Raw genomic sequence first — 18704 nt, forward strand, 5'->3', positions numbered from 1 at the left:
TATCATGAAAAAGAAAAGATCAATAGGAGGCTTCTCTCTGGTAGAGTTAATGGTTGTTATCGCAATCATTGCAGTACTAGCAGCAATAGCCATACCAATGTATAGCAACTATACAACTCGAGCTAAATTTTCAAGTGAAATCTCCAAGTTTGGTGGAGTCAAAGCGGAGATTGCTGAGGCTATAGGTAATGGGAGTGCACTACCTAGTAGTTCAGGCACCTTTACAATCGAAGCTACAGGAACCTTAGCTACTACAGAACCAGATGCTAACTCTAGTGTGTCCTTAGGAGAAATTAGAATATCAACTAGTGATATTATTTCTGGATCAAGTGTTCACTTACAACCTTATTCACTGGATAGTAGTAGCTCCTTAGAGTGGAAATGTCTTATAGGTGGAGCAAATGTTGACATAACCCAATCTCAAGTTCCTTCTGACTGCATAGCTTACTCTGATGGTGCGTAAAATTTCTTAAATTTTATATTTTATTAAAGTATCTTCTTATTATTCTCTATATAATATCTCTTATATTTCATAAAACAAACTATATGGAAAATAAATTGCATCGCGATGTAATAATAATCGGCGCAGGCGCTGCTGGGCTTATGTGTGCTATTGAGGCTGCAAAGAGAAATCGTAATGTCCTTGTGCTAGACCATGCTAATAAGGTCGGCAAAAAAATACTTATGTCTGGTGGTGGACGTTGTAATTTTACTAATTATAATATTGCACCTGATAGATATATAGCAGATAATCAACACTTTATGAAATCAGCTCTGTCTCGCTATACACAGTGGGACTTCATATCCTTAGTAAGTAACTATAAAATACCTTTCCATGAGAAAACTTTAGGTCAACTTTTTTGTGACAATAAAGCTAAAGATATAGTAAATATGCTCTTAGATGAATGCAAAAAGTATAATGCTCAGATAAAGCTGTATACAACAGTAGAAAACATAGTCAAAAAAGACAATTTATTTTATATAACTACTCAAGATAATAACTACACATGCGAATCTATTGTTATTGCTACAGGTGGATTATCAATTCCAACTATGGGAGCTACTGGATTTGGTTATAAGATTGCAAAAAAATTCGGCCTAAAAGTTAATCAACAAAGAGCAGGATTAGTTCCATTTATATTTAGTCCAAAAGACCAAGAAAAATTTAGTCCACTAAAAGGTATATCAATTTTTTGTAGAGTCTCAAATGATAACGCATCTTTTGATGAGAATATTCTATTCACACATAAAGGTTTAAGTGGTCCAGCTATTTTACAAATATCATCATACTGGAATACTGGAGAGGCTATCAAGATTGATCTATCTCCAAATACCCAAATTAATGATTTTCTAAATCAAAAAAAGATACAAGGATCAAAGTCTCTTGTAAAAAATATATTATCAGAACTATTTCCTAAAAATTTTGTTGCTATATTTTTTGAAGAAATTTTATTAAAAAAAAGAGTCTGTGACTTATCTATTGATGATATAAACACTATTCACTCTAGCTTACACGAATGGATTATATATCCTCAAACTACCGAAGGATATCGCACAGCTGAAGTAACTATAGGAGGTATTAGCTGTGATGAGTTATCATCTAAAACATTAGAATCAAATAAAGCTAAAGGACTTTACTTTATTGGTGAGGTTATTGATATCACAGGATGGCTTGGTGGTTATAATTTTCAATGGGCTTGGGCATCTGGTTGGGCAGCTGGACAAGTTGTATAAGACAAAAAGCTACGCTATAATAATTCATTAGACAGAGAGAGCTCCTATATAGTATGAAAATCCCCGCTTCAAAAGAACTAGATATCAAGAAAGCTATCTTGAAAGCTATAGAAAACAATGTTAGCCCTGCGAAGTTAGCAGATAGTTTTGGTGTATCTAAAAGTACAATTTATAAGTATCGTAGAATGCTAGCAGATCAAGGATTTATCCAAAAAAATGAAAATGATATTTATGTAATATCACCAAACAAATTCTCGATCAAACCATCGAATGTTCCAAAGACTGCAGACCTTGAGCTATCTTATGAAAATGAGAATTTAGAAATCAAAGATAATAAATATGTTAATATTAAAGATCTTCATACACAAAACACTCATGACAAAACAGAATCTGAAGAAGGACAGGAAGTAGAGGTAAAAATCTTAAAGAAAAAGCAAAACTTCACACCTATTGAAGAACCTAGTTATAAGCAAAAAGGACTACTACATAAGCTCTTTGGGAAGCTTATAAAAAAAAAGAGTTAACCTCTTCTTAAAAATTTAATCAGATATACTAGTAAAAACGCTATTGATCCTAATATTAAACCACCAACAATACTACCTAAGTATAATGGACGCCAAAAATATTCAATATTTTGCATAACATAATTTGCATAAGCTCGCCAATCTACTATATTAATATTCAATCCTAGTAAGAAACTTCCAAAGATATAATTAGCAAAATAGATTGGTAACCATGTAATTGGATTACTAATCCACACACATATTATAGCTATAGGAATGTTTGCTCTTAGATAAACACTCATAATAACTGTTGGAACCATCTGGAAAGGCATAGGAATCATCATCCAGAATAAACCTATCATCAATGCTCTTGCTACAGAACCATAACTTGGGCGCCATAAAGTTTTTTTAAATAGTTTTTCATCTATAAATCTAAGGCCTTTTGTTTGACCAAGAGATTTTTTTAATTTAACAAGCTTACGCGCCCTGGAATAGTTCATAATTAAACTATCTAATACTAACTCTAAGTTTTACATAACTACTATTTTAAACTAAACTAGCGAGTAGTTATAAAATAAATAACTTAAATATGAAAAAACAATCAATATTAATAACAGGCTGCTCTCACGGAGGCATAGGTTATGCTACAGCTGTTCATCTTAAAGAGCTTGGGTATCAAGTTTTTGCATCAGCAAGAAAGCAAAAGGATGTAGATATACTAAATGCTGAAGGCTTTGAAGCGTACCTAATTGATGTCATCGATTATCAAAGTATTGATAATGCCATAGAAGATATCTTAAACAAAACAAATGGTATTCTTGATGTAGTATTTAATAATGCAGGATATGGTCAAGCAGGAGCTATAGAAGATATTGAAACAAAATTCCTAAAAAAGCAGTTTGAAACTAATGTTTTTGGACTTCATTATCTCACAGTAAAAGCTTTGAAAATAATGCGTAAACAAGGTTATGGTAAGATAATCCAGCATAGCTCTGTCTTAGGTCTAGTTTCAATGAAATATCGTGGCTTTTATAATGCTAGTAAATACGCTATTGAGGGACTAACTGATACCATGCGATTAGAGCTTCAAGGCTCAAATATTTTTATAACTAGTTTAAATACAGGACCTATAACTAGTAAATTTAGAGAAAATTCTATAAAAACTATAAAGAATGTTAATTATGAAAACTCCGCTCATAAAGACGATTATGAAAAAATACTTGCTCGACAAAATAAGCCAGTGCCTTTTAATGAGTCAGCCTTATCTGTTGCTAAAGTAGTTGAAAAAATAATTAATTCTAATAAGCCTAAGTCTAGATACTATATAACAAAAGCTACATGGATTATGGCAATACTTAAAAGAATATTGCCAACAAGCATTCTTGATAAAATTTTAAGGAAATATTAATTAGCTTTTTGAAGATCTTCTTGCACCATAGTCATTATAGGGCCATAGTTAGGTGTCACATAATCACTAGTTGAAGCAAACTTACCTTTAGATAATTGCTGACTTTGAAGCTTATCGGTTAATAAAATAACACCTAAATTTTCTTTAGGATCTATAACAGTCACCATACCTGTAAATCCAGTATGTCCATATGCCTTATTACTCGCATAATCACCCATCATCCAAGTCATCGCCTTATTATTACCTGCTAGTCTCCATCCTATACCATATGTATCATCAGTTCCTACAGGGGATGTAAATAAGTCTAGAGTTTCTTGATCAAATAAAGTTACATTATTATAACTACCTCCATTTAATAATAATTTAACTAAAACTTCTAAATCTTGTACATCTCCAAATAAGCCTGCATGTCCAGATACTCCTGCCATACTATAAAAAACTTTCTCATCATGAGCATTTCCTCTTATAGGATTCTCGCGCATATTGTTATAAGGAAATTTTAAACCATATTGATCAACTGACCAATTCCCTATAGCTGTTTGGGCTATCTGCTTAATATTAACACCTTTATCCAAAGGATTGTAAGTCAGTTGTATTCCTAATGGCTGATATATTTCTTGCTCAACATATTTATTCAAAGGCATATTTACAATATTCTCAATAATCACACCTAATAGTATAAAATCTGTATCACTATATATATTTTCTGTACCTGGATTATATTCTCTTGGAACAATAAGATGATTTGGATTATTACCACTATCATCCCTACCAGTAATAAAATCTATCGTTGTTGCTCTATCTTGCGAATAAAAACCATTTTGCTCCACAGTCTTACCATTATACATAACATCATTTTTATTATAGAAATTCACCTCAGGTCCAAAGCCTGCCGTATGTTCAGCCACCTGTTTGACAGTAATGTCCTTATAAGGATAGTCCGCTATATAAAAAGCTACTGGTTTATTAATATCTAATTTACCTTGATATACCAAATGCATCATTGAAAATACTATAGAATAAATTTTTGTCAAAGAGGCTAAATCAAACTTAGTATCAAGAGTCATTGCTGTTCTTTCTAATTGACTTAGATAACAGTTTGTAGGAATGCTATAGTCTAAATTTGTCGTACACTCTGGTCTAAACATATCTCGATATCCATAAGCTGTCTGCTTTATAACTTTACCATTTTTTATAACTACTAAGACAGCTCCTCCAAAACCATTATCAATATCTTTATTAATAGTTTGATCAACATTTCCAAACATATGATTAGAGTCAATTTTCTGATTAGCAAAAACTATACCAAAACAACAAGTAAGTAACACAGAGGCTTTTTTAATCACGACCATCTCTTTATTAAAAAACATTAGTACAAATAGACTAACAGGCTTTATCTAAACCACTTATTATTTAAAATTAACAAACACTATCAATTTTAAATAAAAGGTTTTCTTATTGAGAATTTTTATTTTTTTCTATACTTATATAAAGCCCAACCTATAATAATGAATATAATTGGCCCTAAAATTAGTTCAAATTCATATATTGCAAGATCATAAAATCCTTTTAGATCTCCAGGTGGCTGAAAACTAAAGATAATTCCTAATGAAGTTGATATAAAGACTAAAGTCCCTAGAATATATTTATAACTATTATTCATAAGCTTAATATAGGCAACTACCAAATATAAATATGGTATAAAATAAAGTACCGTAGCCATAAGAATCAAGGCTTGATACATTAAATTTACTGATGGCAGAAAGTTAGTAAGTAAAACAATTAACGTTACAAGTATCCCCATAAATATTAAGGCATTTTTAGGAGAGTCGTGCTTATTAGTCTTATGCAACCATTCAGGAAGTATTCCTTTTGGTGTGCATTTAAAAAACATAACTACTGGAGCTAAAAGCCAGATACTTACTGCAGCAAGCTCAGCAAATGTAAGTAAAAAAGCCATCAATCTTGGAAACCAATCCCAACCAAATCTCTGACCAATTACTTCAAAAGCTTGCATAAGCCCCGAAGCACTATTTATCGTATCAGGTGAGGCAACTAAGTTTAAAGCAACTGTTCCTAATATGTACAATCCTAATAAAATAAAAGCTGAAATCATTAGACCGTAATATAGATTACGCTTAGCATCTTTTACCGAATTTGCAAAAGTTGGAATAATTTCAATACCTGCCATTGCAAACATAATAATTGTCAAAGTTGATAGATTATGCCAAACATTATCATGAGGTATGATATTTCCTAGGGAAAAATCTGTTGCGCTTTGCCCTACCATCAAGTATGCGATAAGACCTAAAACAATAATTGCTATCGCAGGTAAAAATGAACCTAAAACACCACCAACATCAACTAGGTATTTATTTGCTTTTAACCCATAAAAACTAACAATTGTCACTAACCAAAAAGCTGTTAAAACTACGATCGTAATATAATAATGATTACTTACTAAATCAGGCCTACCAATAAAGTATGCAAAATTTGTTGCTAAGAAAATAAGCACAGCTGGATAATAAAATACCGTATTGACCCAATATAGCCAAGCTACCATAAAACCAGCTTTTTCACCCAAAGCTCTAACAGTCCACGAGTAAATACCACCTTCATCAGGATGCTTCTTTGAGAGTTGGACTGCAATAACAACAAGTGGCAAGAAAAACATTACTGCACCAAGTATCCAGAAGAATATTGCTGAAGCTCCTAAACAAGCCGCAACAGGTATCCAGCGAATACCAAAATTGGCTGTAACTGCCATAATAGTTACATCTTTTAAGCCTAAAACTTTATTATCAGTAGAAACTGAACCCATAAATAACTCTTATTTTTATAAATTGAATAAAAGTTATTATAGGTAAATTGAAAAATATTTATATAAGAGAAAGATAATTTATAGAAATATATCGATGATTTTACATCATGCCTGGCATACCGCCCATGCCGCCACCCATAGGCATAGCAGGAGCATCTTCTTTGATCTCAGCAACCATAGCTTCTGTTGTGATCATTAGACCCGCAATTGAAGCTGCATGCTGTAAAGCTGAACGAGTAACTTTAGTAGGATCTAAGATACCCATCTCAACCATATCACCATAAGTATCATTAGCTGCATTATAACCATAATTGTCTTCTTTAGCTTTCACTTCATTTACAACTACAGAAGACTCACCGCCAGCATTTTGTACGATCTGTCTTAGAGGTGCTTCGATTGCTTTTCTAAGTAGAGCTATACCATGGTTTTGATCATCATTATCACCAGTTAAGCCGTCTAGTGCTTTTTGAGCTCTGATAAGAGCAACACCACCACCAGCAACAATACCTTCTTCTACAGCTGCACGAGTGGCATGTAGAGCATCATCAACACGGTCTTTTTTCTCTTTCATCTCAGCTTCTGTAACAGCACCTACTTTGATCACAGCAACACCACCAGATAGCTTAGCTAATCTTTCTTGTAGCTTTTCTTTATCATAGTCAGAAGTAGCTTCTGCTACATTTGCTTTGATTTGAGAAACTCTATTTGCAATAGCTTCTTTATCCCCAGCACCATCGATGATTGTAGTATCATCTTTAGATACTTGTACTCTACTTGCAGTTCCCAAATGTTCCATACCTGCTTCTTCAAGCTTCATACCTAGCTCTTCTGAGATAACAGTAGCACCAGTTAAGATAGCTATATCTTCAAGCATAGCTTTTCTTCTATCACCAAATCCTGGAGCTTTAACAGCACATACTTTAACTACACCACGCATGTTGTTTACAACTAGAGTAGCAAGTGCTTCGCTCTCAACATCTTCAGCAATGATTAACAAAGCTTTACCAGACTTAGAAACACCTTCTAATATTGGTAATAAGTCACGAATATTAGAGATCTTTTTATCAACCAATAAGATATATGGACTCTCTAAATCTGTTGTCATGTTTTCTTGATTTGTAGCAAAGTATGGAGATAGATAACCTCTATCAAACTGCATACCTTCAACTACATCAAGCTCATCTTCAAAACCTTTGCCTTCTTCTACAGTGATTACACCTTCCTTGCCAACTTTTGCCATAGCTTCAGCGATAAGTTTACCAACTGTAGAGTCAGAGTTAGCTGAAATAGTACCAACCTGTTCGATAGATTTAGCATCAGAACAAGGCTTAGAAAGTACTTTTAGTTCTTCTACTAATTTAGCAGCTGCTTTATCGATACCTCTTTTTAGATCCATTGGGTTCATACCTGCAGCAACAGCTTTTAGGCCCTCTGTAAGTAAAGCCTGAGCAAGTACAGTAGCTGTAGTTGTACCATCACCTGCTACATCAGCAGTTTTTGATGCTACTTCTTTAACTATTTGAGCACCCATATTCTCAAATTTATCTTCTAGTTCGATCTCTTTTGCAACAGACACACCATCCTTAGTGATAGTTGGTGCACCAAATGACTTGTCTAAAACAACGTTACGACCTTTAGGACCTAAAGTAACTTTTACAGCATTAGCTAAAGTGTTAACGCCATCAAGCATTTTTGCACGAGCTTCATCTGAAAATAAAACTTGTCTTGCAGCCATATTTATTTCTCCTTAGAGTTTTTTTAAATTTTCTATTTTATTTCTTTAAACTATTCAAAGACATCATTATAAAACCCGTAAATGCAGCATTATTAGTAGTAAAACTTTTATCTACAGATTTCTTCATACTATTAATGATATCCCTATATTTTTTATAAAACTCCCATGTAGGGGTAGGTTTGTAAACCAAATCTTGTATTTCAAAAAAGCTAATAACATCCTTAGTAACAGTTGGCTTTATAAACACCTCTTTTTGAGGATTAAAATAAAACAAACATATTGTTATTAAACTCCATTTTGCAAGCTTAGCTTTACTAAGCATCTCAACAAGATCTTCAAAACCTTTCTTTTGTTGTTTAGTAACCAGATTAATCAAGGCTTCTGAAAATTTCTGCTTCTGGATATCATCTAAGTGATGTATATATTCCTTAAACTTAGGTTTTTCAAATATCGATACCATAGATGATCTTGATACAATCCTTACAATATCTTCAAGAAATGCATCTACAGATATAGAGCTACTATTTGAGAAGGCTTGTTGAGTCAACTCAGATAGCTTATCTATATTATGTTTCTTTGCAATCTTTTGCATCTCAGGATCGTTAAATCCCTGAGGATAAACCTCAAGAAAATCAAGCTCTAATTTTCTTAGCCTATCTAATCTCATTTTTTATCCAATAATACCCATGATATCTTCTTCTCTCATCATAAGAAAAGTCTCATCGCCAGCTTTTACTTCACTGCCTGAGTATTTACCAAATAGCACTTTATCACCAACTTGTACATCCATAGGTAGTGTAGTTCCATTTTCTAGCTTCTTACCGTTACCAACAGCTACAACTTCACCTTCACTTGGTTTTTCTTGAGCAATACCTGTTAAGATAATCCCACCTGCAGATTTTGTTTCTTCTTCTGCACGGCGTACTAATACTCTATCTTGTAATGGACGAATGTTCATAACAATCTTACTCCTTTGTTAAATTAACTATTGTTTTCTTAAAGTTTTGAATTTATCTGCATCTTAGAACAACCTTAAGTTCTAAGCACTTGCAACCATAGATATTGAGCCAAAAGATTCTTTTTCAAGAATTTTTTTTATTTTTTGTTAAAATTTAATTAATTTTTTAATATAAAACTCTCCTAAAGTATGAAAAAACTTATTTTTATATCAATAACCATAATACTTTTCTCAACAAAACTTTTTGCTTTGGATATACAAAGCAAACAAATTGAAATAAATAAAAATAAAATTCATTATTATCAAATTGATAACTCTAAAAGCAAACTCAATCTAATCATGCTAACAGGTATTGGTACTACAGCTAATTTTTGGCCAAAAGATTTTATTGATAAGTTATCTCATAAGTATAATCTTTATATTCTTGATTACAGAGGGATAAACACTGATCAAAACAAAGCTAATTTAAGCTACTCAATTTTTGATTTAGCTAATGATACAAATGTATTCACTAAAAAGTTGAACTTAAAAGAAGCATATCTTCTAGGTTGGTCAATGGGCTCAACCATAGCACTCCAAACAGTTTTTGATAACCCTAAGTCATATAAAAAAATCTTTCTAATATCACCTCCTCTTCCAACAAAATTCAAAGATGATGCCAAATTTAAAAAAGCCCCAGAATTTAAAAATAATGATGATATTTATAACTATGTATTTGAGAATAACCTATATCAGTACACTCCTGATAAATTAAGTAATGAAAAATCCAGATTTATAAATCTAAATATAAATACACTTTTCCCTAGCAAAGAAGTTTATGCAAAACAAAAAATAGCTCGAAATAATTGGGTTTCAAATAAAACTTCTATTAATAATTTTGTCAACATCAAAACCCCTACGGTAATATTTTTATCAAAAAATGATCAGATAGAACATATTGGCAATATTCAAAAAACTATCTCTTCTTTAAAAAATAAAGATGCTGTTAGTGTAATTTACCTTAATGATTCAGGTCATGCGATAGATTGGGATCAATCATTAAAAGTTGCTACTATTATTAATACTCTATCGTAATAAAATCTAATCAAGATTTTTTTTCTTAATCTTTAATATAATCAATAAAAATAACGCAAAAGCCGATGTAATAAGCATAGTTAAAGCAATTGGTAATGCTGATGTCGCTGGAAATGACATTGCTATACCTACAACTATAGCACTTAATGATAATTCCATTGTACCAAACATTGCCGAAGCTACTCCAGCTATTTCAAAAAAAGGCTCCATACTACCACTAGCCCCTGTACCTGCAGCAATAGCACAACCAAAAGCTGCAAAGAAACAAGGAGCAAAAAACATCCACAAGCTCAAACCAAAACCAACGTAAGATGCTAAAGATAAAATTCCCGCAATAAATACACATACTACACCAACTATTGTAGTCTTAAAAACTCCTAAATGATTAACTATAAAACTAGCAAAAACAGCACCTATCAAATAAGCTATTCCAGTAAACCCAAACATTATATAGATCTTTGTATAAGGATCTGACAAGTAAATAATTATGTATGGAATCATAGTGAAAAATATCAAAAATGCAGACATCCCTGATACTGCGGATATAGAATAAGCCCAAAACTGCAATGATTTAGATACTGTCCAATATCTATAAATAATATCAAGAGAGAATTTTTTCCTTCTTTCAACAGGCAAGCTTTCTTTAACAAAAAATATAATTATTAAGAGCATCACTATAGACAGAATAAACAAAAAAACAAATATAGATTGCCAGTTGAAAAGTAATGCAAAAGTAACACCTATTGGTGGACCTAATATTGGAGAAAGCGAAACTATTGCATCGACTAGATTATATACCATTGAGCTTTGTTTACCCGAGAAAGAATCTCGAATAATTACAAAAGCCACTACACTTAATCCACAAGCTCCTACAGCCTGAATAGCTCTTGAAAATATTAAAAACTTCACTCCCGGTGATAATGCACAAAATAAAGTTCCAAATAGAAATAATATAGCAGACATAAAAATTACTTTATATCGACCCATCTGATCTGATAAAGGACCTAAAATTAGCTGACCAACACCAGAAATTATCAAAAATACCGATACTGTTAACTGAGCCATAGATTGCGTAGTATGCAAACTTTTCCCCATAATAGGTAATACTGGAATATATGACTCCATTGCTAGCTCACAACAAAAGATTATAGGTGCTAATATTAATACTGTTTTTAATGGTGAATGTTTCCACATATCTGAAATAACTATTTTAAAAAAAGCCCAATCCCTATACAATATCAAACTTTTTAAAAAAAATACAATTCACAAATCACAATTAATTATAAAATTTAGCCAAACTTTATTATAAATAATAAATAGTTTAAATACTCTCTAGAGATTTGCTTATTTTGCTTATATTATATAGTGACATTGCACCCATAGCTTAACTGGATAGAGCGTCGCCCTCCGGAGGCGGATGCGGGGGTTCGAGTCCCTCTGGGTGTGCCATAATTACAGTAAAATAAATAACCTAAGATGTTTAATAAAGTAATTACAAATAGATTAATATTGAGAAACTTTAAAGAAAGTGATTTATTAAATTTCACCGAATATCGAAGCAATCCTAGTATTTCTAAATATCAAATTTGGAGTACATTTTCTAAAAGATTGTGATAAGCAAATAGAAATAGGCTTTACGTTAAGCCCCCAAGCACAAAATAAAGGTTTTGCAAAAGAAGCAATAACTGCAATCTGTGAAATCTTATTTAATAGCTATAATATTCATCGTATAATAGCTATTACGGATGTCAAAAATACTTCCGCAATAAAAACACTGTCAAAGCTTAATTTTAGGAAAGAAGCTCATTTTATTAAAAATATATTCTTTAAAGGTAAATGGGGAGATGAATATCTATTTGCAATACTTAAAGAAGAGTTTCTGAAAACTAGATAAACTGCCTCATAGCCAGAAACCTCTATATTAAAGTCAGTTGATTAAATTAATAAGAAAAAATCACCCATTAATTATTCAAAGTCATTCTCAATTTCTTCTAATGTTTTACCTGCTGTTTCTGGAACAAATTTTCTGACAACCCAAAAATAGATACATGAGCTTACTAATAGTAAACCAAACATTATATTAAAGCCCCAATCCTGTCCCACTTTCAGGAAATAGCCAATAAAGTAGAACGAAAATAGCATCGATATAACTCCTGCCATAAATATCCCTATTATTCTCACTCTATTTGGTAATAATTCATTTATAAGAGTTACAATTACACCAGAAGGCCCAAATGCTAATCCAGCTATGCATGTTGTTAATAAAATAATTACTAATATATAGTTATATGTAAAATCAGGTAGACTGTATAGAATAACCAACCCCAACATACTAATTAATGCAACAGTTAAGCCAGTATGAATAACTTTTTTTCTACCCCATTTATCAATAAAAAATATTGTCAAAATTGTAATAACAAAGTTCACTCCCAAAATAAGGAAATTAGCAGCGTGTGCAACATAATGACTCGATGTTAAAGGCTTAATAATCAACTCAGAAGAAAATACTATAAAGTTAATACCAGTAAGCTGATTTAAGATCAAAACTGCAGTGACTATTGCTACAGGCCAAATATCCTTGCCAATGAGGATTTTATCAATGAAACTTCTAGGAGCATGTACTCTTAAACTAATTTTAATATCCTCAATATGCTTCTTAATTTCTGCATCTGTAAGATTAGGCTGTGTTTTTTTAATAACTTCATATGCCTTATCAATCCTTTTTTTAAGTATTAACCAAGTTGGACTTGATGGCAAAAAACAAGATGCAATTAATAAAACTATGCCAAAAGTTAAAGTTATGTAAAAATACTCACTCCAATGAAATACGTCATAGAATAAAAATATCAGAACACCAGAAAGACACATCCCTGCTGTCCATAACAGCTGAAATAACGCAACATACCTACCTCTACGATCTGCAGGAGATATTTCTGTTATATATATAGGAAAAGCATAGGAGCCCAATAAAATAGACCCTCCTTGAATTAATCTTGCAACAATTAATGTTTCATAGCCCTGAGCTATTACGAAAATATAGGTTCCTATAATATAAAATAGCACAAAAGTTAAAATCATAAATTTCCGGCCGATATAATCTGTTGCTAACCAAATTATTTTTGCTAAGACCCCTCCTAAGAACACTAGCCCTAGCAGTATTGATAGTTGATGAGTATTTAAATTAAAACTTTGACTAATTTCTTCACCAATCCCGCCAACAATAGCTAAAGCATAACCACCTAATATCGCAGCTAATATATATACCGATAGTATATATTTAAAACTATATCTAAAATTTAAATTCACAAATATCTCCTATATCCCTAAATCTTCATATATTGAATCTACTAATTGCCCATAAACCCCTGTTCTAAATGTTTTACCTTCGAATATTCTAGGATAAATAATAGGACTATGTACGCTATTACTCATAATCATAATAGTAACTTTATTCGCTGGATCTGAAATAAGGCATTGTCCTGTAAACCCTGTATGGCCTATTGTTTGATCACTACATTTTTCTCCAAAAAAATGTCTATTTTTTCTACCTCTTGCAGTCCAAAATCCTAATGCAAAAGCTGGATTTATATCACAAGGTTGACTAAAGTATCTGACAGTATCTATAGAAAAAATTTCATTATCCTTATATATTAGCTCGGCTAACTTAGATGTATCATCAATAGTTGAAAATAATCCAGCATGACCTGCTACTCCAGCCATAGAATACAGAGCTTTCTCATCATGGACATAGCCTCTTAATGTCTCTGTCTTTATATTATTAAAACTTGTTGTACCAAAATTACAATGTCCATCAACTTGAGTTGCTACTATTTTTTCTGGGGAATAACCTCTGTCTAGAGGATTAAAGCAAGTATTTTTAAGGCCTATCACTGAGTAAATTTTATCCTCAAGAAAAATATCTAACTGTTTCCCTGTAACAGCTTCAATTACACATCCCAGTATTTGCATGCCAATATCACTATATATACAATACTTACCTGCAGGTTCAGATACAGACATTTTTGTTTTTAGAAAATTTATAGTCTTCTGACGATCTTGACTATATAGCAAACCAGCAGTGTGGTTATTGTAAAAATCAAAAAATGGCGCTACTCCACTAGCATGAGATAATAAATCACGAATACTAGGAATGTAGCTTGTATTAGCAAATTTAAACTCAGGAATATAATCTGTGATTAAAGCATCTAAATTTATAATATTTCTTTGATAAAGATACATAATCGCATATGTTGTAGCAAAAATCTTAGTTATAGATGCAACATCAAACAACATATCTTGCTCTAAAACTTGTCGCTTCTTAAGCTCTTTGCCAGTTTTATCATATCGACAAGCATAACCAAAAGATTTTTTATAAACCTCTTCACCTAGATGTGAAATACTTATAGCGACACCAGAAAAACCATGGTCAATATCATAATTAACGACATTTTCTAATTTAGGGAAATTCATTTCATTATAAATAAAAAATTTGACACACTTTATATTAAACCATACTTTAAAGTGATGCTATTAATAAATGGTATACCAAAAGAGATTTTAATATCTTTGAATTGCTAACTTAGCCTTGACACGGCACATGAATCAACTGTTACCGTTGCTTCCTTCCGGATCTGGCGGGGTTCACAATCTACCATTGCGTGGAAACCAAGTTAGCAATGCATATATTACTAGATGTATATTTAAATTACAAGCTATCAAAGCAAATTCCATTATCAAATATAAATTGGTATTATTAGACTAAAAGTATTCATAAAAATAATAAAAATGATTATAGTAATATCTCCAGCAAAGAGTCAAAACTTTGACTCTTTAAAAGAAAACTACGACTTTACACAACCTATATTTAAAGATCAAATTAATCTTTTGATTAATAAACTAAAACATTACGAAGTAGAGGAAATCGAAAAGCTAATGAAAATTAGTCCTAAACTAGCTCAAGAAGTTTTTGATAAACATAACAGTTTTAACCCAGAGAAATATAATAACTCTAACTCAAAAGCTGCTATATTCACTTTCAGTGGTGATGTTTATAAAGGACTAAATGCTGAATCACTAGACTCTAAAACAATTAACTATGCTCAAGATCATCTACTGATGTTATCTGGATTATATGGACTTATTCGACCATTAGATCTAATTCAGGCTTATAGATTAGAGATGGGTACAAAAATAAAGATTGATGGACAAATTTTATACAAGTATTGGCAAGATAAAATTACACCTCAACTGAATGACTTCTTTACTAAGCAGAAAAACAAAACTCTTATTAATCTTGCCTCAAATGAATATTCACAAGCTATTGATAAGAAAAACCTTAGTGCTAAGTGGTTAGATATAGATTTTAAAGAAAATAAAAATGGCTCATTTAAAACTATAGGAATCTATGCTAAAAAGGCTCGTGGCCTAATGACCAGATTTATTCTTGAAAATCAAATAGAAGATATTCATGATATTAAAAAGTTTAATATTGCTGGATATAAATTTAACCAAGATTTATCTAAAGATGATCTTTTTTGTTTTACGAGATAAATTATGAAAATCAAAATAATATCCCTTGGTGAAAAACCACCTAAGTGGGTTACTGATGGATTTAATGAATATAAAAAAAGACTTAGTAAAAGTATCCCTCTTGAGCTAATAGAGCTACCTATAGCAAAAAGAACTAAAACTGGAAATCCCAGTATCTGGATGGAACAAGAAGCTAAAACAATTTTAAATAAAATTAATAACTCAGACCATTTGGTAATACTTGATGTTAGCTCAGAAATTATATCAACTGAAAAACTTGCTGAAAAAATGCAAAATTGGAAACTGAATAATCCTAATATTGTAATATTAATTGGTGGGCCAGATGGCATTGCCCAAAATATTAAAGAAATCGCTAAAGAAAAAATATCTATATCAAAAATGACTTTCCCACATCCTATAGTACGTATTATTATAGCAGAGCAGCTATATAGAGCTTATACAATCTTAGAAGGCCACCCCTATCATAAATAAAAACATAACTAAAACTTAACATAGTCTTGTTAATTTTTAACTGTGCTTGTTAATTTTAGTAATATTAAATTTACTCCAAATTAAGCTAATATTTTATATGTCAAAAGTGTTTTTTTTTGTTTGTTTTAATCAAAAAAGAGAGATACACTCGATAACAGCTCACAGTAGCGATTAATAGTAAATGTAGATTTATAAGGAGCTTAAAAATGATACATCTGCGTATGAAGACAATTACAGCTTTAACTTTATCTCTTATAAGCACAGCAGTCTTTGCTGATTGTAAATTAGAAGATGTTACAGAAGGCTGGACAGGGAAAATAACTTTCAAATGTGATAAAGATACTAATTTAGAAACTAATCCGATTAGCTTTAAACTAAGTGATGGCAAAGTAGGTAGTGTATGGGGCATCGGTGATCACTCTCTAACAGAAGCAAGTGATGGCACTGTATCAATTACATCTAAACAATGGAGTGGTCAACCTACTATTGCAAAAGCTGGTGAGGCTGTTAGCTTTAGTTTCTCTCCTAGTAAACCAGCCTTTCATGTTACAAATTTCCAGGTTGGTTCTGGTAGTGTTGATCCTGTTGATCCAGTTGATCCAGTTGATCCAGTTGATCCAGTTGATCCAGTTGATCCTGTTGATCCTGTTGATCCTGTTGATCCTGTTGATCCACCAAGTGGCGACTATCCTGCCTATGTTGCTGGTACACAATATAATAGTGGTGATGTAGTATCACTAGATGGAAAACTATACCAATGTAAATCAGGAGTTGGAGCATGGTGTTCTAGTTCAGCAGCATGGGCATATGCCCCTGGTTCTGGAACAGCTTGGGAAACAGCTTGGAATGTATATGATCCCAACAATACTGAAGAACCAACAGATCCTACAAACCCAGATAACCCAGATTCTGGAGATACATTTGTTACAACTCAAGCTGCACTTGACACAAAAGAAGCTGAACTAACGAATGATCCAGTTTTAAATAAAGTAAAAGAATCTATTCAGACAAGAGATAATAGTGTAGTAGAAGCTGTAACTGCTGGTAACCCAAATAATCCAGAAAATGTTAAGAGAGTCGAAAGTATAATATCTGAGAAAGATTGGGATTATATGTTCCCTAAACGCTCACCAGAATACACTTATGAAAATTTCTTAAAAGCTGTAGCTAAATTCCCAGCATTCTGTGCTACATATACAGATGGTAGAGATTCTGATGCTATTTGTCGTAAATCTCTAGCTACAATGTTCGCTCACTTTGCACAAGAGACCGGCGGACATACTAGCTGGTGGGATGTTCCAGAATGGCGCCAAGGATTAGTTTGGATTCGTGAAATGGGTTGGGATGAAAAAACTCCTGGTGGCTATGGTATATGTGATCCTGATTCATGGCAAGCTCAAACATGGCCTTGTGGAGTATTTGAAAGTGGTGAACATATGGGCGAATATAAATCTTACTTTGGTCGTGGTGCAAAACAATTAAGTTACAACTATAACTATGGTCCATTCTCTCAAGCAATATATGGAAATGTAGAAACTCTATTAGATAAGCCTGAGTTAGTAGCTGATACTTGGTTGAATTTAGCATCTGCTGTATTCTTCTTTGTATATCCACAACCTCCAAAACCATCAATGCTTCATGTAATAGATGGCACATGGCAACCAAATGAACGTGACATCAGTAATGGCCTAACTCCAGGCTTTGGTGTAACTACTCAAATAATCAATGGTGGTGTTGAATGTGGTGGTAGTGTTGAAGTAGCTCAATCTGTTAACCGTATAGATTACTATGGTAACTTTGCTAAATATCTTGGTGTAGCTATACCAAATGATGAAGTTCTAGGATGTAAAGGTATGAAACAGTTTGATGAATATGGAGCTGGTGCTACTAAAATCTATTGGGATACAGATGATAGTTGGGTAGCTGATAATCCAGATGGTAAATCATATGCCTGTAAACTAGTTGGATATCAAACTCCATACTCAGCATTTGTACCAGGTGATTATACTAAGTGTGTTAAAGCCAAATTCCCAAATATTGTTATTGAAAAATAATAATCTTAAATCTCAATCTCCATTGAGATTATCTTCCACTTTTCTTTTAAATCTTTGATATTTAAATACTCTTCAAAAGTTTTCTTAAACCCTATATATTCATAACATTTAATTGCTGAAATATTAAAATCAAAAACTCTAAGAGTTATATATTTTAAGCCAATAGATTTAGCAAAACTTAAGAGCTCTTGTATCATTAACTTACCCAAACCTTTAGCTCTATACTCTTCATATATAAGTAATCTACCTATGGATGCTTTATGATTTTTTTGATCCAATCGAATTATTTGACAGTAACCTATTGACTGACCATCATTATTTATAAAAGACTGTTGAATTAATATCCCAAATTGTTAGATATATTTTGTAAAATACAGATGTTACAGATATTAGTAT

18 protein-coding genes, 1 tRNA gene, 1 other RNA gene and 1 pseudogene are annotated in these 18704 nt (G+C 32.1%); 10 read left to right on the forward strand and 11 right to left on the reverse strand.

Annotated elements, in window-relative coordinates:
* The first annotated feature begins 4 nt into the window (after positions 1 to 4).
* The 3 genes from R8535_RS06995 to R8535_RS07005 all read left to right on the forward strand — a co-directional run bounded on the left by R8535_RS06995 (position 5) and on the right by R8535_RS07005 (position 2258).
* Positions 5 to 463, forward strand: a complete 459-nt coding sequence (locus R8535_RS06995; RefSeq protein WP_329497823.1) for a pilin — start codon at positions 5 to 7, stop codon at positions 461 to 463.
* Between the two features lie 83 nt (positions 464 to 546).
* Positions 547 to 1734: an NAD(P)/FAD-dependent oxidoreductase gene (locus tag R8535_RS07000; protein ID WP_329497821.1), complete on the forward strand. Its 1188-nt coding sequence runs from the start codon at positions 547 to 549 to the stop codon at positions 1732 to 1734.
* Between the two features lie 53 nt (positions 1735 to 1787).
* Positions 1788 to 2258 (forward strand): HTH domain-containing protein, encoded by a 471-nt coding sequence (locus R8535_RS07005; protein WP_329497819.1) that lies wholly within the window; start codon positions 1788 to 1790, stop codon positions 2256 to 2258.
* On the opposite strand, the gene R8535_RS07010 is transcribed toward R8535_RS07005, so the two are convergent.
* On the reverse strand, positions 2255 to 2737 hold the full coding sequence (locus tag R8535_RS07010; RefSeq protein WP_329497817.1) for a DUF2062 domain-containing protein: 483 nt from the start codon (positions 2735 to 2737) through the stop codon (positions 2255 to 2257). The genes R8535_RS07005 and R8535_RS07010 overlap by 4 nt on opposite strands.
* Positions 2738 to 2826: 89 nt before the next feature.
* On the opposite strand from R8535_RS07010, the gene R8535_RS07015 reads away from it, so the two are divergent.
* Positions 2827 to 3645: an SDR family NAD(P)-dependent oxidoreductase gene (locus tag R8535_RS07015; protein WP_329497815.1), complete on the forward strand. Its 819-nt coding sequence runs from the start codon at positions 2827 to 2829 to the stop codon at positions 3643 to 3645.
* On the opposite strand, the gene R8535_RS07020 is transcribed toward R8535_RS07015, so the two are convergent.
* The 5 genes from R8535_RS07020 to R8535_RS07040 all read right to left on the reverse strand — a co-directional run bounded on the left by R8535_RS07020 (position 3642) and on the right by R8535_RS07040 (position 9159).
* Entirely contained in the window at positions 3642 to 4991 is a 1350-nt protein-coding gene (locus R8535_RS07020; protein ID WP_329497813.1) for a serine hydrolase, read from the reverse strand. The genes R8535_RS07015 and R8535_RS07020 overlap by 4 nt on opposite strands.
* Before the next feature lie 122 nt (positions 4992 to 5113).
* Positions 5114 to 6466: an APC family permease gene (locus tag R8535_RS07025; protein ID WP_329497811.1), complete on the reverse strand. Its 1353-nt coding sequence runs from the start codon at positions 6464 to 6466 to the stop codon at positions 5114 to 5116.
* Positions 6467 to 6566: 100 nt separating this feature from the next.
* Positions 6567 to 8201 carry a chaperonin GroEL gene (groL, locus tag R8535_RS07030; protein ID WP_329497810.1) on the reverse strand — a complete coding sequence of 545 codons (1635 nt, stop codon included), beginning with the start codon at positions 8199 to 8201 and terminating at the stop codon, positions 6567 to 6569.
* 37 nt (positions 8202 to 8238) lie between these two features.
* On the reverse strand, positions 8239 to 8868 hold the full coding sequence (locus R8535_RS07035; RefSeq protein ID WP_329497809.1) for a hypothetical protein: 630 nt from the start codon (positions 8866 to 8868) through the stop codon (positions 8239 to 8241).
* A gap of 3 nt (positions 8869 to 8871) precedes the next feature.
* Complete coding sequence (locus R8535_RS07040) at positions 8872 to 9159, reverse strand: co-chaperone GroES (RefSeq protein ID WP_329497808.1); 288 nt, start codon at positions 9157 to 9159, stop codon at positions 8872 to 8874.
* 189 nt (positions 9160 to 9348) lie between these two features.
* On the opposite strand from R8535_RS07040, the gene R8535_RS07045 reads away from it, so the two are divergent.
* A complete protein-coding gene (locus R8535_RS07045; protein WP_329497807.1) occupies positions 9349 to 10233 on the forward strand; it encodes an alpha/beta fold hydrolase in 885 nt (294 codons plus the stop codon).
* Positions 10234 to 10239: 6 nt separating this feature from the next.
* On the opposite strand, the gene R8535_RS07050 is transcribed toward R8535_RS07045, so the two are convergent.
* Positions 10240 to 11427: a multidrug effflux MFS transporter gene (locus R8535_RS07050; RefSeq protein WP_329497806.1), complete on the reverse strand. Its 1188-nt coding sequence runs from the start codon at positions 11425 to 11427 to the stop codon at positions 10240 to 10242.
* Between the two features lie 179 nt (positions 11428 to 11606).
* Between R8535_RS07050 and R8535_RS07055 the strand changes: the two genes are divergently transcribed.
* Positions 11607 to 11682: transfer RNA gene (locus R8535_RS07055), tRNA-Arg, on the forward strand.
* 130 nt (positions 11683 to 11812) lie between these two features.
* Entirely contained in the window at positions 11813 to 12127 is a 315-nt protein-coding gene (locus tag R8535_RS10865; protein ID WP_442902182.1) for a GNAT family N-acetyltransferase, read from the forward strand.
* Positions 12128 to 12198: 71 nt separating this feature from the next.
* Here the strand turns inward: R8535_RS10865 and R8535_RS07060 are convergent, their stop codons facing one another.
* From R8535_RS07060 to ffs, 3 genes are all read right to left on the reverse strand, one after another.
* The gene (locus tag R8535_RS07060) at positions 12199 to 13539 is read right to left on the reverse strand and encodes an MFS transporter (protein WP_329497805.1); all 1341 of its coding nucleotides are present in this window, start codon (positions 13537 to 13539) and stop codon (positions 12199 to 12201) included.
* Positions 13540 to 13548: 9 nt separating this feature from the next.
* Positions 13549 to 14703 carry a serine hydrolase gene (locus R8535_RS07065; protein WP_329497802.1) on the reverse strand — a complete coding sequence of 385 codons (1155 nt, stop codon included), beginning with the start codon at positions 14701 to 14703 and terminating at the stop codon, positions 13549 to 13551.
* A 104-nt stretch (positions 14704 to 14807) separates the two neighbouring features.
* An RNA gene (ffs, locus tag R8535_RS07070) (signal recognition particle sRNA small type) lies at positions 14808 to 14904 on the reverse strand.
* Between the two features lie 114 nt (positions 14905 to 15018).
* On the opposite strand from ffs, the gene yaaA reads away from it, so the two are divergent.
* The 3 genes from yaaA (at position 15019) to R8535_RS07085 (ending at position 18308) form a co-directional block, all read left to right on the forward strand.
* Positions 15019 to 15783, forward strand: coding sequence for a peroxide stress protein YaaA (gene yaaA, locus R8535_RS07075; protein ID WP_329497800.1), 765 nt, complete (start codon positions 15019 to 15021; stop codon positions 15781 to 15783).
* A gap of 3 nt (positions 15784 to 15786) precedes the next feature.
* Complete coding sequence (gene rlmH / locus R8535_RS07080) at positions 15787 to 16254, forward strand: 23S rRNA (pseudouridine(1915)-N(3))-methyltransferase RlmH (protein ID WP_329497799.1); 468 nt, start codon at positions 15787 to 15789, stop codon at positions 16252 to 16254.
* 206 nt (positions 16255 to 16460) lie between these two features.
* The gene (locus R8535_RS07085; protein WP_329497797.1) at positions 16461 to 18308 is read left to right on the forward strand and encodes a glycoside hydrolase family 19 protein; all 1848 of its coding nucleotides are present in this window, start codon (positions 16461 to 16463) and stop codon (positions 18306 to 18308) included.
* A 5-nt stretch (positions 18309 to 18313) separates the two neighbouring features.
* On the opposite strand, the pseudogene R8535_RS07090 reads toward R8535_RS07085, so the two are convergent.
* A pseudogene (locus tag R8535_RS07090) lies at positions 18314 to 18619 on the reverse strand (GNAT family N-acetyltransferase); the annotation flags it as partial.
* Between the last annotated feature and the right edge of the window lie 85 nt (positions 18620 to 18704).

Source organism: Francisella sp. 19S2-4 (genome assembly GCF_036281795.1).
In the GTDB taxonomy this organism is placed as follows: domain Bacteria; phylum Pseudomonadota; class Gammaproteobacteria; order Francisellales; family Francisellaceae; genus Francisella.